Genomic DNA, 21,510 nt, shown 5'->3' on the forward strand with positions numbered 1-21,510 from the left:
GAATTTAGAAGTTTAAATCAACTAAAATTAGAACTATCAGAGTATGTTTACTGGTACAACAACCTAAGGATCCATGGATCCTTAGGTTACTTGCCACCAGTTAAATATAGACATTTAAGATTAAATAGATATTATTAGTTAATCTTAAATTAGTACGTTCGATTTTAGATTGTACAAATAGGTGTTGACAATCCAATTCATTCTGGTACAAAATCTATTATTTCAAATCTCGTCAGCTAAAAATTTAGATTCGCTTCGCTCAACAAAATTTTTGGACGCTTCCTCGATTTAAAATAATTAACGATTTTATTTATGTAAGTCTTAAAGTCTTTATCCTTAGACCTACCTATTGCAATGTTTGCCAAAGGCAAACGAGCCTTGGAATTACTCAGAGGTTAACATTCTCTCAGAATACAGAATAATTCACCCAAGGTCGGAAGATTTTGTAAATGGAGATGCCGTTAAGAAAATCTCTTGATGCACGAGTTAAAATTAAATTTCAGTAAGTGCTGAGATGTAGAGTGAATATGAAAGAAATATTCGGGCTAGATTGAGATTTTTAGGCATCGGAATGTCAAAATCAGTTGGAATAAGTATAGCTAATACAAGGGATTCTGTATACAAAGAGTGGCTTGCCAACGGCAAGCTTCTAATCATGCTCCCCGCCTTAGGGGCCGCCTGGGGGTGTAACGGGGAGGGGTTTAAGGGGAGGCCGATGAGGGACCATGCGGAAGGTCCCTTGGGCCTCCCCTTATTACGAAGATTCAATAGTATATAAATATTATTCATTATGAGATTAAGGTACGAAGAAAAATACCATATGATATTGTATCACTAAAATAAAAGACTCTTGGATAATAATCCTCCAATAGTTTTCTGGAACAAAAAAACCAGAATTTTTAAAATCCTGGTTTTCACATAAAGTATGCTAATAAAAATATTGGCGCTAGAAGTAGGAGGACGAAGGGCATGAAGACCCTCATTGCTGCTAGAAACATTGCTAGCTTGTCTCCTCTTTCTAGGTTGTCCCTATCTAGGAGGTCTTCTTTTGCTTCGATTTCCTCCCTGGACTTGCCTTTAAATCTGTCTATTGGTCTTTTCATATGGCAGATATTTCTTCTAATTCTTCGGCTTCTTTGGCTCTCTTGGCCATGTTTTTCTCATAAGCTCTTTGTTTTTCTTCTTCTGATACATCCATTAGGTGGCAGGCTATAAAGTGGCCGCCGCCATTATCTTTTAGTTCTGGCTCGAAGTTTGAGCAGATGTCCATCGCGTATTCACATCTTGTGTGGAACCTACATCCCTTTGGTGGTTTTACTGCTGAAGGTATATCTCCCTCTATTACCGCTAATTCTTGACCTTGCTCTACATCTGTCCTTGGTATGGCTTGTAGTAGGGCTTTTGTGTATGGGTGAAGTGGGTTTGCGAAGATTTTTTCTGAATCTGCAAGCTCTACCATTACTCCTAAATACATTACCCCTATCCTGTCAGAGATGTATTTTACTACTGATAGGTCGTGGGTGATGAATAGGTAGGTTAGGTTGTTTTCTTCTTTTAGGTCTTGAAGAAGGTTGATGATTTGTGACTGGATAGATACGTCTAGAGCTGATACTGCCTCATCACAAACTATGAAGCTTGGTTTTAGGGCAAGGGCTCTGGCTATACCTATTCTTTGTCTTTGTCCACCTGAGAATTGGTGTGGGTATCTGTGAAGGAAGTATGGGGCTAGACCACATTTTTCCATTGTTTCTTGAATATACTCGTTGTAGCCTTTTTCATTTCTAGATTTGAATAATTCGTGACCTAGAACTCCTTCACCGATGATGTTACCTACTGTCATCTTTGTATCAAGGGATCCGTAAGGGTCTTGGAAGATCATTTGTAGGTCCTTACGAAGCTGTCTCATCTCTTCTTTTGTTAGCTCTGATAAATCTATACCATGATCTATTTGACTTTCTAGCTCATTAAACTTATCTTTATCTTTTAGGCTTTGTCTGTAAACTTCGATTTCATCTCTTTTTTCTTGGACTCTCTTTGAGATTTCATCTAACTTGTTTGTTAATTCTTTATACTTTGGATCTTCTGCCAAGATCTTGTCGTACTCTTCCCAAGTCCTTACCATCATTTGAGATTTTTGTTCAAATTCTTCTATGGCTGTAAAAACTTTGGCTCTTTCTTTTAGGATTTGATATTCCTCATTTAGCAGGCTTGCTACCTTGTTTAGATCATCTGATGCAAGAAGTCCTCCTGCTATCCTTATCATATTTAGGTATTCTTCTTCTATTTCACGGCGTTTGAACATGGCTTTTTCGTTGTTCATTGCCCTGTCTTCGTCTGTTTCTGCCTTTTCTAGGTCCTCATAGATTTTGTTTAACTCATCTAGTTCCTTGTGGTAATTTGGGAATTTTGATGGTATTTTTGAAATCATCTTGCCCATATATTCTGGGGCTAAATCTTCTAGAGTTTTGCCGTAGTATAGAGTTGTTCCCTCTGTTTGTTCATATATTTGTAGAAGGGTCCTACCGAAGGTTGATTTACCACAACCTGACTCTCCTACTAGACCAAGTGTTTCACCCTCATAGATATCTATTGATATAGATTCATTGGCGTGGACATATTCGCCTGGACCTCTGTTGAAAAAGCCCTTTTTCTTAAGAGGGAAATATTTTTTGAGGTTTCTTATCTTAAATAAGACCTTCTTGTCTTTATTTTCCATCTTCTTCTCTTTCCTTTCTATTTGGGTAGTGGCACCTGATTAGTTGGTTCTCGCTTACCTTTCTAAGCTCAGGCATCTCTTTTACGCATCTTTCTGTAGCAAATTTACACCTATCGGCGAATTTACAACCTTCTGGTAGGTTGAGTGGGTGAGGTACACTTCCTGGTATGATGTCTAATCTCTCGTTTCTATCTGATGTGATAGATGGGATTGAGTTTAGAAGGGCTACTGTGTATGGGTGGTTGAAATCTGTTATATCACGTTTGAAGATAAATTCTACTGGTGATTGTTCTACGATTTGTCCACAATACATTACTGCTACTTCATCAGCCATTTGGTTGATTACACCTAAATCGTGGGTGATAAAGAGGATTGATGTGCCAGCCTTATGTTTTAGGTCATTCATTAGCCTTAAGATTTGGGCTTGGATTGTTACGTCAAGCGCTGTTGTAGGCTCATCTGCTATTAGTAGCTTTGGTTCACAAGCAAGTGCCATGGCTATCATTACCCTTTGGTTCATACCACCTGATAATTCAAATGGGTATTGCTTAGTTACTACGTGTGGGTTTGGTATCTTAACAGCTGCTAAGAGTTCTTCAACTCTTTCAGCTGCTTGTTTTTTATTCATTCCCTTATGGAGCATTAGCACTTCTGAAAGTTGCTTTTCTACTGTAAATACAGGGTTTAGGGAGCTCATTGGCTCTTGGAAGATCATTGAAATCTTATTTCCCCTTATATGCTCCATCTGGCTTGTATTATATTCTGAGATTTTTTCTCCATCGAAGTATATCTCACCACCATAAATCTTTTGGTTTGATTCAAATAATTGGAGAATACTCATAGCTGTCTGGCTCTTACCAGATCCAGACTCGCCTACAAGTCCTAGGGTTTTTCCTGCGTCAACTGACAAGCTTACGTCGTTAACTGCCTTTATTAGACCACGTCTTGTAGAAAAGTAGGTATGGAGATTTTTTATTTCTAGTAAACTCATATTTTCACCTATCTTTCGTTTGCTCTTGGGTCGATTGCATCTCTTAGGGCATCACCTATAAGGTTAACTGAGAAGGATGTCAAGAATACTGCTAGGGCTGGGAATACCCATCTCCACCAGTAAGTGTTAAGTACATCTGAACTTTGGGCCGCTGTTAGCATGTTACCCCAAGATGGTGTAGGCTCTTGAACACCGAATCCTAAGAATGATAGACCACTTTCAGTTAGGAGGTTGCCCGCATAACCTATGGTCGCATTTACTATAACTATTGATAAGACGTTTGGTAAAATGTGTTTGATCATGATTGACCAGTCTTTTACACCAAGTGCCTTGGCTGCTGTAATATAATCTCTTTCACGTTCTGCAAGGATTTGTCCACGTACAAGACGAGCAAGTCCTGTCCAACCTAGGACACCTAAAAGAATCATAACCATAGTTATTCTTTGTTCTTGGCTTGCTCCTGGTGGAAGAAGTGCAGATAGGGAAATAAGCATTGGGTAGAATGGGAAGGATGCAACAATCTCTGAAATTCTCATTAGCACGTTATCAACCCTACCACCGACGAAACCTGATACCATACCTATTAAAACACCAAGTCCGATTTGGATAATTGATGAAATAAGTGAGATAATCATGGTCATCTTTCCACCGTGGATTAGTCTTGTAAATATATCACGTCCTTGGTCATCTGAACCAAATCTAAAACCATTTAGTCCCCAAGTATCTATTTTTCCATTTTCATCTACTGCATAATTGTTGAAGTAGTTGGCAAATACTTGCTTAAATTTGCCGTCTGGAGTCTTAAGCTCTCCGTAGTTTTCTATACCCCATTGGTAGATTTTTCCATTTTCATCAAGGGCTGTTAGAACTGAATCACTTGCTTGAATATCTACAAGCTTAGCGTTAAATTTTGGAACATTGTCTCCTGATAATTTATCTCTTGATGGACCCCAAACAAATAGCTTGCCATCTTCTGTAAGGGCTGCTGCAGAGTTGGCTGTAAGAACGGCTTTTTTGACCTTCTCCTTACCTTCTCTTAGCTCAGCAGGCATAGCTGTATCATTTTCAGCTCCTCTTACACCTAAAAGGTCGATTGAGCCATCTTTTTTAACTACTATTACGTTAATTGTGTTTGTATCAAAGTCGACTATTTGACCTTGTAACTTTGATGGAATCATATCCAGTCTTGATGCAAGGGTTGAACCCCACACTATAAGGTTGTTCTTATTTGTTAGAACTACTGAATATTGACTACCACCGCCAATTTTTGCAATCCCCTCTTCTTTGATTTTAGCTTCTTGCATTGGAGGTGTTTTTGTTTGGTCAAAGGTCTTGTTACCCCAACCATATATTTCATTATCATTTGTAGCAACTAGGATATGTCTATCACCTGCTGCCACATCTTTGATATTACCTTGTTTAATCTTATCCTTTATATTATCTGGAATAGTTAATACATTATCTTCGTTATTTGAACCCCAAACATAAAGGTTATTTTCTTCTGTAAGACCTACTGCAAAGGTGTTACCTATAGAAATTTTAGCCACACCTTCCTTTTCCATTGCACTAGGATAATTCATATAACCTGCACCTGGTGATACGTTTGTAAGATTACCTTGAGAATAGTATTGGTCAAAAGGAAGCATCTTTGATCCGACAAAGATTACAAGAACTATAGCTATAAACATAGCAAGCCCTATAACACCAAGTGGATTTCTAAAATAGTTTCTAACTGCTACCTTGCCAGGGCTCATGATAGCTTCTTCTTTTAGCTTATCATTTTCAGGGCTCTGTTTTGGGCCGCCCTCAAGGTTAGCATTAAGGTCATTTTTTGGACCTTCATTTTCTGAATTTTGCGAATTTAAATCGCTATCCATGCCATTTGCAAAGGTAAAGCCTCTTAAGAGGTAAGCTTTTAGGAAGCTAAAATAAGATTTGAATGGTTTATTTAATTTTCTATTCATATTAAGCCTCCAATTTTACTCTTGGGTCTACTATGGCATAGGCTATATCCATTAGGAGGTTACCTAAAAGTGTAAGTATAGCATAAAACATTGATAGGGCAAGGATTACATTGTAATCTTGAGCCATTACCGCAGAAATAAGCTCATTACCAATTCCCCTATAAGAGAAGATTCTCTCTGTTATAGCAGAACCTGAGAACATTCCAAGAACCGCCCATGTCAAAGCTGTTACTACTGGAATAAGAGCATTTCTAAAGGCGTGAGAATATACAACTGTTTTTTCCTTAAGACCCTTAGATCTTGCTGTTCTTATATAGTCTTGGTCAAGAGCATCAAGCATTGAGTTTCTTACATATCTAGAAAGAGATGCAAGAGAACCTACTGTAAGGGTAAGGGTTGGTAGGGTTAGATATTTAAGCCATTCAGCGAAGGTATTTTCTCTAGGCATACCATTAGCTGGGAACATCTTTAGCCTAAAGGCAAAGAAGAATATCATAATCAAACCTATAAAGAAAGTCGGAATTGATAGACCGACCAAGGTTAGGGTCTGACTCGTCTTATCAAAAATTCCTCCCTTCCTAGTCGCCGACCTAATTCCTATGAGCACCGAAAGCACAAAGGAAATTATTGTAGAACCAATATTTAAATAAACTGTATTTTTAAGTGGTTCAGACAAGTATTCCTTAACAGGTCTTCTAACTCTGGTAGATTCACCAAAGTCTCCCTTAAGGGTTCTGCCTAACCATCTTACATATTGTTCTGGTAGTGGCTTATCATATCCATATCTTGCTTGTAAGTTCTTATACATTTCTTCTTTTTGTGCCTTAGTAATCCTACCTGTAGTAGGGATCATTGCCTGGATTGGGTCACCTGGCATGGCCTTTGAAAAGGCAAAAAGCATGATAGATATAATAAGAGCTACTGGTATTAAGTTTAATATTCTCTTAACTATATAACGTAACATAAGTTTCCTTCCTATTCTCGCCTAGTTTCTGCTGCCTATGTATTATTACTTTAATATATTAGTAAAATGAATTTTGGGCATAGTCCTAGACCATTATAATTTATACATACAAATTTAATATATTTAGCCATTTTTGTCAACCTTAATTTTCCTACAATCCCTTGGACTGATTAATAAAAATTCTTCTAAAAAATTATAGGCTTGTTAACAATTGACTTGTTATGTATATTTATAAAGTTTTGTAAATATTGATAATCATACTTCCTAATGAGTAATTTTTCAACATTCTTTATCTTAATTCATTGCCTATATTAAAAGGTCCACCTAGGAGTAGACTTAGTGTTTTAGTACCTTGTATATAGCATTATAAAAGCTTAGGATTGAAATATAAACTTAATATTCATGGTTTCTCCATAAAGTATAAGCTAAATTCCAATCCTTTATTAAGAAAATTTTACAATGTTAATTAGATATTTTCTTCACTTTTTTCATCCTAGGTGGACTTTATTTTTATTCTAGAGTCATAGCATTGATCTGATATTCAGATTCCCAAACTGGTGTGTTGATATCAAATCCTTTTACTCTCTTAGAGTAACCTGAGTGGTATTGGTTAGAGTATAGTGGGATTTCTGGTAGATAGTCGTTGTACCACATTTGGAAAGCTTCCCAGTTATCTAGGTATTCATCTTTCTTTGTAGGATCTGTTTGACGAAGTTTAACTGTGATTTCATCAGCTTTTGGATCGTTTGTCCTTGTTGTGTTGTTTGATCCTTTTGAGTTATATTGATACCATGGATCAAATGGTGTACCAAATCCTGTACCCATGTTGAATGCTGTGTATTCTGCGTCTTCTTTTGGATAGTAGTAGTAATCAAGTAGAGTTGCAAATGAACCAGCTGTTACGTTATATTCCATACCAACTTGCTTAGCATTTACTGGGACTTGGTTTGAGATTAGGGTTGTGATTGGTGATTCATCAGAACCGTATTGGTTTACTTGAAGTTTCTTACCATCTTTGTCGTATCTATAGTAATCGAATCCGTCAGGATTTTTAGCAAATTCTTCATCAGCTTTTGCCTTATCCCATGGAGTTTTTCCGTCAGCTTCGAATGTATATGGACTTGCATCAAGAAGTTTGTTTGCTTCATCAAGGTTTAGTTGATATTTCTTGAATTCTGGGTTAGCTTCAAGATCAGCTCCTCTTTCTTTGTACATCCATTGGCTTGTACCATACATACCGTTTGTTACCACACCGTAACCACCAGCAAATGATTGTACGAAGTTGTTTCTATCCATTAGTGAAGCTATAGCTTGTCTAACTTCTTTATATTTTGTAGCTCCTCTATCTGTTAGGAATGTTACGTTACCATAACCATTTCTTTCAAATGTGTTGTAACCACCGATTTTACCTTCATCAGCTGCAGCTCTCATTTGGTCTATTAGTGGGCCTTCGCCTTCAGCTTCCCAAATATCGATATCGCCATTGATTAGTAGGTCGATAGCTATGTTTTTGTTTACGTATTGTAGGATTACGTGTGGGATGGTTGGTTTTTCGCCTTTGAAGTTACCAGCATAGTTTTCGTTTAGGCTTAGCTTAACCATGTTATTTTCGAATCCATCGAATTTGTAAGGACCAGCTGTTACAGTTGGTTTAATTCTGTATTCATTGTATTCTCTTTGCATTGCTTCTTCTATTAGCATAGAAGTTGGATCAACTTCACCAGTTTTTCTCTTTTCAAGATCTGCTAGCTTTTCTTCTTGAGCCTTTTTAGCTTCTTCATATGCTGCTTTTTCCTCATCTTTTGCATCATCTTTTGGAGCTGGGTTGTTTTCATCAAAGTCTTCTTTAGATTTTGCTATTTGATTGTCGATGTTTTCTATATATTTTTTCTTCTCATCTTCTGTTGGCTTATAGCCATCTTTTGCAACTATCTTATTTCCTTCTTTGGCTACTTCGATATTATCAGCTATAGCGTGAATTGGGAAAGGTGACACTTGTTTTAGGAAGGCTGATTCATAATATGGTAGGTATGAAGCATCAGTTGTAACCTTAAATGTATAATCATCAACTTTTTCAAGACCTTCAAACTTGTCATCATCTCCACCCTTATAAGCCTCATAACCCTTTACAGAGTCTGCACCTATAGTAAAGGCTCCTGTTACCAATTGATAAGAAGGATAAGCGTGGAATAACATATCGAAAAGATAGTTATCTGCTGTTATAGGTTGTCCATCAGACCACTTCAAGTCTTTTTTGATTGTGAAAGTTGTTGTTTCAGAACCATCTTCATTTTTAACTGTTTTTGGTTCTTCTTTAAGAACGGTCATGTTGTTAACCCATTGACCAGCTTCATCTTGAACTACTGTTCCATAGCCGTTGTTACCTTCGATACCCATGTATCTACGAGCCTTAACGTCCATTGAGTTGTTTATCCAACCTTGTAAGAAGTCGCCGTTGAATTCTTGAACAGCACCTACTACTAGGGTGTCATCTGATGTTTGTTTGTCAAATGAGTCTAGTTCAGCCTTATCATCAGCTGCTTTTTCTTCACCATCAGCTGGAGTTTCAGCTTTGTCAGTAGATTCTTTTGAATCTTCTGCTTTTTTGTCAGCATCTTTTGCTGTGTCTCCACCACAAGCAACTAGAGTTGTTGCTAAGCCTAGGGCCATAAGTGATGAGAATACTTTTTTCATTTTCATAGTTTTCCCCCTAAAAAATTAAGTAACTTTTTTATAGTATAATATTTTATTCTATTAAACCGATTTTGTCAAGTTTGTTAGCGTTTTACTTTTCGCTTTTGTGAATATTTATTCTGTTACTTTGTCATGTTTTCAAGGAATTTGTTATTTATTATTGCAAGTTCTTTCATTTCCGGTTAGTTCTTTACCTAGCTAAACGCATTATTTTAAGCTTATCTTAAGCTTGGCTGGGAAATGTTATCCCCTTGAAGGAATTAGGATATTATTGAATATTATACAAGAAAATTCCCACAACAAAAGCAAGGATTAATCCTTGCTTTCGTTGTGTACTTAATTTTATTTGGGTTTTCTATTTGTTGCTATTATCTAAGCTCATTGCGTTGATTTGATATTCAGATTCCCAAACTGGTGTGTTGATATCAAAGCCTTTTACCCTCTTAGAGTAACCTGAGTGGTATTGGTTTGAATATAGTGGGATTTCTGGTAGGTAGTCGTTGTACCATTTTTCAAATTCTTCCCAAGTATCTAGATAACCTTCCTTATCATCTGGGTCTGTTTGACGTAGCTTAACTGTTAGTTCATCTGCCTTTGGATCATTTGTCCTTGTCATATTATCAGAACCTTTTGAGTTGTATTGATACCAAGGATCAAATGGTGTACCAAAGCTTAAGCCCATGTTGAAGACTGTATATTCAGCATCTTCTTTTGGATGGTAGTAGTAATCTAGGAGGGTTGCAAAGGATCCTGCTGTTACGTTATATTCCATACCAACTTGCTTAGCATTTACTGGGACTTGGTTTGAGATTAGGGTTGTGATTGGTGATTCATCAGAACCGTATTGGTTTACTTGAAGTTTCTTACCATTTTCATCATACCTATAGTAATCAAATCCATCTGGGTTTTTAGCATATTCTTCATCTGCCTTTTTCTTATCCCAAGGTGTCTTACCATCTTTTTCAAATTTGAATGGTGTTTTATCTAATAATTCATTTGCTTTTTCTAGGTTTAGGGTGTATTTATTAAAGTCATCAGAAGCTTCTAGGTCTGCTCCTCTTTCCTTATACATCCATTGGCTGGTACCGTACATACCATTTGTTACTACTCCGTAGCCGCCTGCAAATGATTGAACATATGAGTTTCTGTCCATTAGGTGGGCAATTGCTTGTCTTACTTCCTTATATTTTGTAGTTCCCCTGTCTGTTAGGAATACTACGTTACCATAACCATTTCTCTCAAAGGTATTGTAACCACCGATTTTGCCTTCATCAGCTGCAGCTCTCATTTGATCTATTAGAGCACCTTCAGCTTCTGATTCCCAAAGATCGATGTCACCATTTTCAAGTAAGTCAACAGCTATCTTACTGTTTACATATTGAACTATTACATGTGGGATGGTTGCTTTTTCACCCTTGAAGTTGCCTGCATAGTTTTCGTTTAGGCTTAATTTTGCCATGTTATTTTCATAAGAATCAAACTTGTATGGACCACAAGAAACTGTTGGCTTTATCCTATATTCGTTGAATTCTTTTTGCATAGCTTCTTCTATTAGCATGTTTGTTGGGTCTATATCACCTGATTTACGGCTTTCAAGGTCTGCTACCTTTTTGTCATTTTCTGCCTTAGCTTCTTCGTAGGCCTTCTTTTCATCTTCACTTGCATCATCTTTTGGTGCTGGATTTTGTTCATTGAAGTCCTCATTAGTCTTAGCTATTTGAGCATCGATGTTTTCTATATATTTTTTCTTCTCATCTTCTGTTGGCTTATAGCCATCTTTTGCAACTATCTTATTTCCTTCTTTGGCTACTTCGATATTATCAGCTATAGCGTGAATTGGGAAAGGTGACACTTGTTTTAGGAAGGCTGATTCATAATATGGTAGGTATGAAGCATCAGTTGTAACCTTAAATGTATAATCATCAACTTTTTCAAGACCTTCAAACTTGTCATCATCTCCACCCTTATAAGCCTCATAACCCTTTACAGAGTCTGCACCTATAGTAAAGGCTCCTGTTACCAATTGATAAGAAGGATAAGCGTGGAATAACATATCGAAAAGATAGTTATCTGCTGTTATAGGTTGTCCATCAGACCACTTCAAGTCTTTTTTGATTGTGAAAGTTGTTGTTTCAGATCCATCTGCATTCTTAACTGTCTCTGGTTCTTTTTCAAGAATAGTCATATTGGCTTTCCACTGGCCGCCTTCATCTTGTACCATTGTTAGGTAAGCATTATTACCTTCTGTACCTATGTAGCGTCTAACCTTAACATCGTAAGAGTTATTTGACCAAGAACCGTAGAAGTCCCCGCTCATCTCAGATGTACCTACTACTAATGTGTCATCTGCTGTTTGTTTGTCGAAGTTATCTAGTTCTGCTTTTTCATCATCAGAAAGAGCATTTTCATCAGCATCTTTAGCATCTTTGTCGTCTTTTTTATCTGCTGCTTGATCTACTGCTTGATCATCTTTCTTATCAGCAGCGTCGTCTTTTTTAGCGTCATCTCCACCACAGGCAGCAAGGGTTGCTGCAAGGCCAAGGGCCATCATGGTCGAGAATATTTTTTCATTTTCATTTTTATTCCCCCATTTAATAACTTTTCTTGTTTAGTATTTTATCCTGATAATATAGTTTTGTCAAGTAGTGTTTTGAATTTATTTTTGCATTAAGGAATAATAATGCAATTTCACTCTAGATTTTCAAGGTCTTTGCAATTAATAATGCAAGTTTTTACATTTACTTACGGATGTTATCAAGCTAAATCTTTATTTTTAGCCCAAGATTTATAAAATCTTCTATAAGCTGGGGGTTATTATTTTATTCTTAAATCTGGATAATATTCATGATTTTTTTAAAAAATTTTATAAAGAAATAGAGCAGATTAAAGTAAAATAGTCAACCTGCTCCATAAATATAGATTTAAGTTCTACAAAAGTTTTTTAAAGAAAAAATAAATTCAATACAAGGGGAATTTTATTTTCATCAATTGAAAATTTAATCAAAATTTTTTCACTAATAAAAAAACTAGCCCCTAAGGACTAGTCTTTAATATTATTTTTTATCTACAAAGATCCTGCTTGATTTGGCTCCAACAAGCCTGTAATATCTTATTGGTCTGCCTGAAGCATCTCCCATTCTTCCTTTTCTAGGTGTTACTCTCACTCCGTTGTCTGAGTAATTCATATGGATTATGGAGTCATTTTGTTTGTTTAAGATGAAACCTGTATGACCACCTGCTCCTAGAGACTGACCTGGATTACCTGCTACGAATATATCACCGTAGTCGATTTCATTTTCTTTAATTTCATACATTACTTCGCCCTTTGCACCCATGGCAAATAGGGTTTCAGTGTTTCCTACGTAGGCATCAGATTTTAGGAAACCTCCGTAGATTAGGGCTCTGTATACAGCTGATGAGCAGTCTGCTTGTGTTTCTGTATTTCTTCCAGCACCCATATTATAGGTCATATTTTTGTTTTTTGCTTGGAACATCCAGTCCATGACTGTGTCGATATTTCTATCGCCTTTTACTTCAAAGCCTGTTCTTCTTGCAAGACCTTTATCATCTGTGCTATACTCTAATCCATTTTGTAGGTATTTAGAATTTCTAACTAGACCATTATCATCAAAGCAATAAGTCTTGCCTTCTATATCCCATATACCTTTTTGGATGTAGCCATTTGCATTGGTGTGGAAGGTTTTGCCTTCGTGTGTTACCCATGCATCTTTTGGATTTGTTGCTACTCCGCGATTGTCAATTTCAAAGAATTTACCATTTGCTAGGGCAGTTTTTCCTGTAATCATTACTCCGGTTTTATGATCGAATACATAGGTGTTATTATTTATCTCTTGGACATTTTTTACAATTTTACCATCTTTATCTGTCCTATATGTTAGACCATCTATGGCTAGCCATTCGTTCTTTGGATTTGTTACTAGTCCTGTTGCATTTACTGTGTAGTATTTGTCATTTAGGATTAGTTTTTTATTGGTTTGAAGCTTACCGCTATTGTCAAACATGTAGTCGGCATTTCCAATTTTGGTAATTCCTCTAGCTATAGAACCATCATTTTGGGTACGATATATCGCACCGCTGATATTAACCCATTTGTTAGGGGCTGTCTTCATTTGGCCAAGCCTATTTACTTCATAATAAGTATTTTGGGTTACTAGCTTTTGGTTTCTTTGTAGGACTCCTTCATTATCAAAGTAATATTTTTGATCTTTGATTTGAGTGATTCCCTTTGTTATAGAGCCATCCTTGCCATTGTAGTAGATGCTTTTGCCTACATTTAGCCAAGAATTTCTAGGGTTTGATAGGGACCCTGTTTTATCTGCCCTATAAATCCTATCTTTTACTTTGATAGATTCATTTTTAACTAGTTTATTATTTCTAAAGTAGTTTATCTTGCCCTTATTTTTGACAAAATAACCACTTGTGCTTGGTGCATAATATTTCTTTTCTTCTATTTGAGTTTGGCTATTATGAATAGTATTTGTAGCTTCATTGCTAACTTCGCTCTTGTTTACTTCAGGTATGCTTAAATCTGAATTATCATAATAAATTACATTAGCAAGCTTCTTAGGGCTTTGTCCAAAAATTTGATCTAAGTCATCAGAGCTTTGATCTGCTTGTTGATTTTCATCTACAGAAGGAGCTTGACTTGCCTTATCATCGACTAATTGTTTATTTTCCAGAGAGATTTCTCCATCAGAAATAGAAGCCTCTTCTGGCTTGTTTGCCACTGGCTCAATTTTAGTATCTATTTCAGACTCTGCTGGCTTTGCATCTTGGTTTTCTGCTGCCTGGTCTGTATTTGTTTGAACTTTCGTGAAATTTTCACTTGTAATAAGTTCACTATTATCAGAACTGTCAATACTCTCCTTTAAATCTAGCTTATAATCATTTTTAAACTCTTCGCTAGCGTAAGTTTTATCAGTCAATAAGAAAGCTTGCGAAATAAGAAATGATGAGGCGAGTAGGACAGTTTTATTGATTTTTTTCATTGTCTTTACCTCACTTTTTGTTACAAATAATTTACAAAAATATAGTCTTTTACTCAAATTCTATTCCTATTATATAACAAAGCGGAAAAAATTGCAACAAAAAGGTTACAAATTTGTTAAAATTGGTGATTTTTTTTTCTAAAATACATAAGAACGATAAAGAAGAAGGGGCTTATCTTTTAAAACAACTTTAAAAATGGTATGATTGTATAAGAAAAACCTATCACATATTATCAAAAAATTGAAATAAAGAGAGGATAAGCATGAAAAATAAAACTTTAATCCTAGCCCTTGCCCTAACATTTTTAGTTACAGGCTGTAACAAGGCAGATAGCCCTTCTTCAAAAGTATCTGAAGAAACTATTGCCAAGGCCCTAGATAAAAAGGTTGATCTAGAAAAAGAAAAAGCAAATGAAGAAAAAACTGACGAAAAGTCTAGCGATTCTAAATTTGAAATAACCGGCAAGAACCTAAAGAAGCTTCTAACAGATATAGGAGAATTTGACCCAGCTTTTGTAAGAAAATTAGATGACGATGAGCTTATTAAGCTTTACGAAAAGGCAGAAGAGGAAAGCAAAGATACTGGATATTGGGATGTAAAAGACTTCTTCTTCCAAGAGCTTGCAAATGAAAATCCAGAAAAATCCCTCAAATTTCCACTAGATTCAGTAGAAAGCAAATATAATTGGCAGGCAAGCCAAGATGACACCATAGGCAATAAATTTGAATACGAAAGAAATACCATGGTAGAAAATGGTGAAGACTACAATGAAGTATGGTCCTACACCGACAAGGAAATGGAAGATGCCTTCCACGAGGCTTACGAAAAAGACCCATTAGCCTACTATGAAGACTATGTAAAAATGGCCTATGAGATCCTTTCTGGAGAAGATCAAGGAAACTCAAAGAATGACAAAAAATCCACCTCAAAAGAAGATGGTGCAGCAAATCCAGAAGACTACGAAAACCTACTCAAATTCGGCTCAAGCGACAAAGACTACCAAGCACTAAAAGAAGCCCTTGTAAATCACTACGAATTTGACAAGAAAATAGTAGATAAGATACCAAACAAGGACATAGACCTAGCCTTCACCAGGGCCCAAAAACGCCTAGAAGAAACAGGCTTTGGCGATATAGGACTAGTATTTGACGAACTAGGAAAATTATATCCAGGCGCATCCACAATGTATACAGGTAAAAATTAATATTTACAAAGCTAAAGACGGGGAAATCCTCGTCTTTTACTCTTCCAATTAAAATCTAACCAATCATCTTTCTAAGTTCTAAGGCATGGTAAATAATATCTGTACCAGATTTTTTAAAAGTCATCTGCCTATAATTTTTGAATCCATTATTATAGCAAGCTTTTAAAGATCCAATATTTTCTTTAGCCACATCTGCTGATATAATTTTCCCACCTCTAGATTTAATAAATTTTTCTAAGGCTGAAATCAACTCTGTCGCAAGACCCTTGCCCCAAGATTCTTTTTTAATAGTATAACCAATACCCCAGATATCTCCATCAATTATCCAGGTACAAGCAGTGCCGATTATTTGATTATTTATTTTATCTAGCAAAACAAAATAAAAATCATCATCCCAATAAGAGCTATTATCAAAAACACCACTTCCAAAACAACTTCTAAGATCCTCACCATCCTTATAATAGGGATCAGCTAGGTATTTTCCAACTTCAATATTTCCCCAAATCTTTGCAACTTGGTCTAAATCTTCTAAAGTCATGTCACGAATAATTAACCTGTCCGTCTTAAATCTATACTCTGCCATCAAAATACTCTCCAGATTCTATATAGTAATATAATACCTCATAGGTTCATGCTTTTGTCAATAGCTTTTTAACCCCTGAAATACTAGTCTAATTTTAGAAAGTATTTTCACTCGCCAAGCCCCTTGTTTCTAAACCCTTGCAGCGTATATTTACTAAAAAGGGGGATTTATGATACTTGATAATATAAAAAACTTAGAAAAATACGAAAAAGTCCACGATCAGATAAAAAATATAATAACTTTCTTGAAAAATTTTGACAAAAATGATTTTAAAACTGGAAGAATTGATATAAATAATAATCTTTTTGCTTCTCTTCAGACCTATGAGCCACTTGAATCGAGTAAAAAAGATTTTGAAGTCCACAAAGACTATATAGACCTCCAATACCTAGTGACATCTTCTGAAAGAATAGACTTTGCCACAGAAGATTCTTATGGTAAGACTTATGAAATGGATAAGGACGGGGATTTCTTTTTAACAAATGATATAGCAAACTTCTCAAAACTCATCCTTAATGAGGGAGACTTCGCTATATTTTTCCCTGGCGAATTCCACAAACCAGGTTGCGCCCTAGAAAAAAGTGGAGAGGTTAAAAAAATCGTATTTAAAATCAAGGCCTAATAAAAAGGTGGTAAGATTTAGAAAAAATTTCTATTTATTTACCACCTTTTTTTATTAATTTATTTGCATAAGTCCCTTAGAATCTAACTCATATACCCTATCAAAGACCTCCCTTATGAAGTCCCTATCGTGAGATACAGCAATTATAGCTCCTTTGTAAGATTTAAGACTTTCTATGATTTCTGGTTGGGAAGTTGGGGATAAGTTTCTAGTTGGTTCATCTAAAAGCAAAACCTCTGCCCTATCCATATTCATCTTAGCAAAAAAAACCTTGGCTTTTTGGCCGCCTGATAGGCTTTTGAGGCTTCTTTCCATCTCTTCTCTAGAAAAATTTAAACTGCCTAGGAGATTTGAAACCCTGGTTTTCTCATCCTTACTATCTTGTTTTGCAAGGTAGGAGATGGGAGTTTCCGAATCTTTAAGGTATTCAAAATAATCTTGAGGCATATATCCTATTTTAAGATTTGTTTTTTCGAGACACTTATAAATCTCCTTCAAAAGAGTAGTTTTTCCTGCACCATTTTTCCCAATTATGCATATTTTTTCAGGTCCTACTACTTTCAGCTCAATATTTTTAGATAATATTTTTTCTCCCGCCAAAAGCTCATCCAAGTTAAAATCCAAAACCACTTTTGAATTGGGAATATCGATACTATCATCAAAAAATATTCCTATCGAATCTTCAAAATCAGGTCTTTGGGTTAAATTTTCTTTTTCCTTATCAAGCCTTTTTCCAAGCGATTTTACACTGGCCATCTTATCCTTTAGATTTTTGCCTTCTATATCATTTTTCGTAGCATTTATAGCATAGTTTACAGAATCATAGACTTTTCTGTACCTTTCTGCCTTCTTAGCAAATTCTTCCCTTTCCTTATTTGCCCTGGCATTTTGAATCCTAATTTGATTTTCTCGCTCTTTCACATACCTATCATAAGATCCATTAAAAACCGTAAATCTAGGGACTTGCCTCCTATGAACTTGTTCCAAATGAACAATCCTATTGGCGACTTTTCTTAAAAGCTCTGGATCGTGGGATACAAAAATTAAGGGGATTTTCATCTCAGCCATAAGCTTTGTGATAAAGCTTGCCGATCTGTAATCTAAATCATTGGTCGGTTCGTCAAATAAAAAGACAGTCGGCTCTTTTAAAAGTTCAAACAAAAGCAGGGCTTTTATCCTCTCCCCACCTGAAAGATCCCCTAGTTTTAATTTGCCAAAAACAAGGTCTTCATCAAGGCCAAATTGATCCAAATACTTATAAAGTTTATTATAATCTAATAGGCTCATACCAAGCACTTTATTCATATAGGTCTCTACTGTCATTTCTAAAAAATTCTCATCAAGACTTTGGGGAAGATATCCAATAATTTCTTCTTTTTTGTATATTTCTCCACTTATTTGAGCGTAATTCTCAACACTTTTCCTATCAATTATTGTCTTTAAGAGAATTGACTTGCCATTTCCCTCTTCGCCAATAAGGCCGACCTTGTCTCCCTGATTTAGGGCAAAATCAAAATCCTTTAACAAGTCTCTGTCATCCTTAATTAAGTTAATTCCTAAATTTTTAATCTGCAACATATATCCTCCTAGGATGATATGCCACTTATGAATAATATTTATAAATTTTCACAAAAAAAGTCCGTCCCAAGTGAACAGACCTATTCCAAGAAGAATTATCTTATCCACAATATGGCATACCAAAACACGCCAAGGAAAATCCTCAGCACAATCAGTATCAATTTCCATATTGCTTATAAAATCATCTATATATTTCTCCTTATATGTTTATTAGCTTACTATACTAGATTTGTGAAAAAATAAAAGCTGATAGATATCTGTTTCTTAAAACAAGCAGATTTACCATGTATTTGAATTAATCACCAAGATTCTAAAAATATATCTCATGCATCTTTTCAAGTAATTCTTTGCTTAGAATAAATGATTTTGACTCAGCTATCACAGAATCTACAAAACAATATGGGTAGAGGGCTGTGGAGTCTGGCTCATCTTCAATCCGCATAGTTATTTCCTCCGTGCAAAATATCCTACAGCAATAAAAACACCCACACTTCTTAGCTTGCTTAAGAATCTTCTTGTTTGCAAATGAATTCCTGTGAATTTCTATTAAATCCATTCCTTCTCCTTATAAAACAAGACCCGAGCCTGAGCTGCGGGTCTTGGTTTGTTATTTTTTTAATCTTCTCTATATTCTCCAGTTATTAGTTTGGATGATATCCAGGCATTATCGCCTATATTTAGCCAATATCTTTCGCCATCGCTTTTTACATCATAGATGTGGTAGATTTCTCCTCTGTAGACATCTCCTATTTGCTCTGAGTTCATGTCTGCATTTGCCCTTACTTTTCCACTGTCTGTATCGATTCTAAATGATTTGTTTAAAAAGTCTTCTGGCTTGTAGATTTCTGTGTATTGTGGATTGCTACCCTCGCCGTAGGAGTTATTTTTTCTTATTTCTTCTAGGTCGTAGTCTTTGCTTTTTTCTAGGTCACTTTCATTACGAGCTTCACTATCTTCGATTTTACCACTTTCTAATTGATTATATATGTCTTTTATTTTCTTAGAGTTTGGAATTATTTTTAGGTAGCTTGCTGCAAGGCTTTTTGCTGTATTGTAGTCCTCATCTTCTATATAGGAATTGAGGTCATTTACTAGTCTTTTTTCTATTTGTGATAGATTTTTTTGTGCCTTGGTGTATAGGTCGACCTCTTCTTGCGGAATTGATTTGAATTTCTCAGCTGCTTCGTTGTAGTCTTCATTATAAAACGCATCTAGGGCCTGGTCGTATAGGTCTTGGTAGGAACTATTTTCAGTTGATTCTATCTCTTGATTTTGCTTATAAGCTGGCTTTTGGGATTTTTTGGATCCGAAAAATCCTACCGCTATTACTACTGTTAGAACTATTAGGCAAAATCCTGCTATTAGAGCGTAGACTAGGACATTTTTCTTTTCATTTTCTTCGCTGAATTTTTCTTCTTGGGCTCTTTCGTGCCTCTTAGCTCTTCTATTTTCTCCAAGCTCCTTGTTTAAGTCTTTTTTAAAGTCTTGGCCTAGTCTTTCGGTATCTCTTCTCTTTTTGATTTCTATATAGGAGTCCTCGCTTGCTTTGTGGGCAGCTTTCTGTGGGTTTTCCTTATTTTCTGCCTTTTTTACTTCTTGGCCGAGGTTTTTTTCTTGAGAATTTTCTCTATTTTTCCCTATTAGCTCTTCAAGTCTTTCTTTGTTGACTAAGGTAGTTTGGCCTTTTTCTTCTTTTGCTTCATCTAGTTTGCTGCCACAAGATTCGCAAAATTTAGAGTCTTTGTCATTTTCAAAGCCACATTTTGGGCAAGCTTTGCTGTCTTTTTTCTCTTCTATGATAGCTGGCTTTATATTTTCTAATTTTGATCCACAAGATTGGCAAAACTTGGAGTCTTTGTCATTTGCAAAGCCACATTTTGGGCAAACTTTGGTGTCTTTTTTCTCTTCTATAATCTCTGGCTTTATCTCTTCTAATTTTGATCCGCATTTTTCACAAAACTTAGAATTTTTTTCGTTTTCATGGCCGCAGTTTTTACAAATCATTGGATGCTCCTTTTCTCTACTTGGATTAGGATAATTATATCACATCTTCATTTTTTTTACTAGAAAAGACCTAGCTTATTGCTAGGCCTTTAAGATTTTAGTCTCTAAATTCACCTGTGACTAGTTTGGATGATATCCAGCCATCGCCTATATTTAGCCAATATCTTCCTCCATCATCGTGGACTTCGCTTACCTTGTAGGTTTCGTTGCGGTTGACATAACCTGCTACTCCTGAGTTTAGGTTTGGTTCTGTTCTGATTTCACCCATGTTGGCATCTATCTTTACAGTTTTGTTTAAGAAGTCGCTTTCACTGTAGACATCTGTATAAGCTGGGTTACCATTTTGACCGTAAGAATTGGTTCTTCTTAGGTATTCCTTGTCATAGTTTTTAGATTCTTTTTTAGTATTTTCTTTCTTGTCAGTTTCTTCGTCTGTACTTTCTTCTGTGTCTTTATCAGTTTCTTTTTCTTCGTCTTTTTCTGGAGTTTCTTCCTTATCTTTCATATTAGCTCTGAGCTCTTTTATATTTTTAGCATCGGCATTTGCCTTTAGGTACTCATCAGCAAGGTTTCTTGCCTTGTCTTCATCACCTGCTTCTACTAGCTCATTTATCTTAGCTTCTACATCTTTTTCCATGTCTGCTATTTGCTTTTGACCCTTGTCATAGAAGTCGCCTGCTGCCTCTGGTATAGCATTTAAAACCTTAAGAGCGCCTAGATAGTCTTCATCTTTTATAGCTTCTTCTGCCTTAGTAAGGGCTTGTTTGTAGAGGTCTTTGTTCTCTTCAACCTTTTCTTCTACTTGGCTTGGTGACTTTTCAGTTTTATTTGAGCCTAGGTTTATGAAGTAGGAAAAGATTATGGCTGCTACAGCAAATATTAATATTCCACCAAATATCATACCTACTGTTATTAGGTCCATATCCTTATCTTTTCTATTATTTTCTCTTTTTCTGATGACTATTTTCTCATCATCAGCCTGTTGGCTTCTTCTTTGTCTTCTTCTATCTCTTTGGTCAGAATTTTCTAACTCTTGTCCGCAATTTTCACAGATTTTTTTGCCATCTTCATTTTCGTGGCCACAATTTTTACAAATCATAAAATCTCCTTTACTATGTTCTCATATTATTATATCACAAGTTGTCTAAAATTATTAGTTTTTCAAGGTATTTTTTTAGAT

Annotated in this window: 16 protein-coding genes; 3 read left to right on the forward strand and 13 right to left on the reverse strand. The window is 35.8% G+C overall.

Going from position 1 to position 21,510, the window contains the following annotated elements; translation table 11 throughout:
* Positions 1-138: IS3 family transposase (locus tag NH286_RS04770; protein ID WP_265237377.1), on the forward strand; the 138-nt coding region annotated here is incomplete at its 5' end.
* A 776-nt stretch (positions 139-914) separates the two neighbouring features.
* Here the strand turns inward: NH286_RS04770 and NH286_RS04775 are convergent.
* The 8 genes from NH286_RS04775 to NH286_RS04810 all read right to left on the reverse strand — a co-directional run bounded on the left by NH286_RS04775 (position 915) and on the right by NH286_RS04810 (position 14,338).
* Positions 915-1,103, reverse strand: a complete 189-nt coding sequence (locus NH286_RS04775; RefSeq protein ID WP_106461222.1) for a hypothetical protein — start codon at positions 1,101-1,103, stop codon at positions 915-917.
* Entirely contained in the window at positions 1,100-2,716 is a 1,617-nt protein-coding gene (locus tag NH286_RS04780) for an oligopeptide/dipeptide ABC transporter ATP-binding protein (protein WP_265214393.1), read from the reverse strand. Before NH286_RS04780 ends, NH286_RS04775 begins: the two co-directional genes overlap by 4 nt.
* The gene (locus tag NH286_RS04785; RefSeq protein WP_106461224.1) at positions 2,706-3,707 is read right to left on the reverse strand and encodes an ABC transporter ATP-binding protein; all 1,002 of its coding nucleotides are present in this window, start codon (positions 3,705-3,707) and stop codon (positions 2,706-2,708) included. Before NH286_RS04785 ends, NH286_RS04780 begins: the two co-directional genes overlap by 11 nt.
* Positions 3,708-3,715: 8 nt before the next feature.
* The gene (locus NH286_RS04790) at positions 3,716-5,671 is read right to left on the reverse strand and encodes an ABC transporter permease subunit (protein WP_265237316.1); all 1,956 of its coding nucleotides are present in this window, start codon (positions 5,669-5,671) and stop codon (positions 3,716-3,718) included.
* Position 5,672: 1 nt separating this feature from the next.
* A complete protein-coding gene (locus NH286_RS04795) occupies positions 5,673-6,635 on the reverse strand; it encodes an ABC transporter permease (RefSeq protein ID WP_265237317.1) in 963 nt (320 codons plus the stop codon).
* 510 nt (positions 6,636-7,145) lie between these two features.
* A complete protein-coding gene (locus NH286_RS04800; RefSeq protein WP_265237318.1) occupies positions 7,146-9,335 on the reverse strand; it encodes an ABC transporter substrate-binding protein in 2,190 nt (729 codons plus the stop codon).
* A gap of 349 nt (positions 9,336-9,684) precedes the next feature.
* Positions 9,685-11,880, reverse strand: a complete 2,196-nt coding sequence (locus tag NH286_RS04805; RefSeq protein ID WP_265237319.1) for an ABC transporter substrate-binding protein — start codon at positions 11,878-11,880, stop codon at positions 9,685-9,687.
* A 502-nt stretch (positions 11,881-12,382) separates the two neighbouring features.
* A complete protein-coding gene (locus NH286_RS04810; protein ID WP_265237321.1) occupies positions 12,383-14,338 on the reverse strand; it encodes a peptidoglycan amidohydrolase family protein in 1,956 nt (651 codons plus the stop codon).
* Between the two features lie 263 nt (positions 14,339-14,601).
* Here NH286_RS04810 and NH286_RS04815 point away from each other — a divergent pair, with 263 nt between their 5' ends.
* On the forward strand, positions 14,602-15,543 hold the full coding sequence (locus NH286_RS04815; protein WP_265237323.1) for a hypothetical protein: 942 nt from the start codon (positions 14,602-14,604) through the stop codon (positions 15,541-15,543).
* Between the two features lie 55 nt (positions 15,544-15,598).
* On the opposite strand, the gene NH286_RS04820 is transcribed toward NH286_RS04815, so the two are convergent.
* Complete coding sequence (locus tag NH286_RS04820) at positions 15,599-16,126, reverse strand: GNAT family N-acetyltransferase (RefSeq protein ID WP_265214407.1); 528 nt, start codon at positions 16,124-16,126, stop codon at positions 15,599-15,601.
* A gap of 169 nt (positions 16,127-16,295) precedes the next feature.
* On the opposite strand from NH286_RS04820, the gene NH286_RS04825 reads away from it, so the two are divergent.
* Positions 16,296-16,748, forward strand: coding sequence for a YhcH/YjgK/YiaL family protein (locus NH286_RS04825; protein ID WP_265237325.1), 453 nt, complete (start codon positions 16,296-16,298; stop codon positions 16,746-16,748).
* Positions 16,749-16,802: 54 nt separating this feature from the next.
* Here the strand turns inward: NH286_RS04825 and NH286_RS04830 are convergent, their stop codons facing one another.
* From NH286_RS04830 to NH286_RS04845, 4 genes are all read right to left on the reverse strand, one after another.
* The gene (locus tag NH286_RS04830; protein ID WP_265237327.1) at positions 16,803-18,326 is read right to left on the reverse strand and encodes an ATP-binding cassette domain-containing protein; all 1,524 of its coding nucleotides are present in this window, start codon (positions 18,324-18,326) and stop codon (positions 16,803-16,805) included.
* Between the two features lie 310 nt (positions 18,327-18,636).
* A complete protein-coding gene (locus tag NH286_RS04835; protein ID WP_106461235.1) occupies positions 18,637-18,882 on the reverse strand; it encodes a cytoplasmic protein in 246 nt (81 codons plus the stop codon).
* Positions 18,883-18,941: 59 nt separating this feature from the next.
* Positions 18,942-20,330, reverse strand: coding sequence for a double zinc ribbon domain-containing protein (locus tag NH286_RS04840; protein ID WP_265237328.1), 1,389 nt, complete (start codon positions 20,328-20,330; stop codon positions 18,942-18,944).
* A gap of 97 nt (positions 20,331-20,427) precedes the next feature.
* Complete coding sequence (locus NH286_RS04845) at positions 20,428-21,429, reverse strand: zinc-ribbon domain-containing protein (protein ID WP_265237329.1); 1,002 nt, start codon at positions 21,427-21,429, stop codon at positions 20,428-20,430.
* Positions 21,430-21,510 lie beyond the last annotated feature (81 nt).

It is taken from the genome of Anaerococcus sp. NML200574 (assembly GCF_026131665.1).
Lineage (GTDB): Bacteria > Bacillota > Clostridia > Tissierellales > Peptoniphilaceae > Anaerococcus > Anaerococcus kampingae.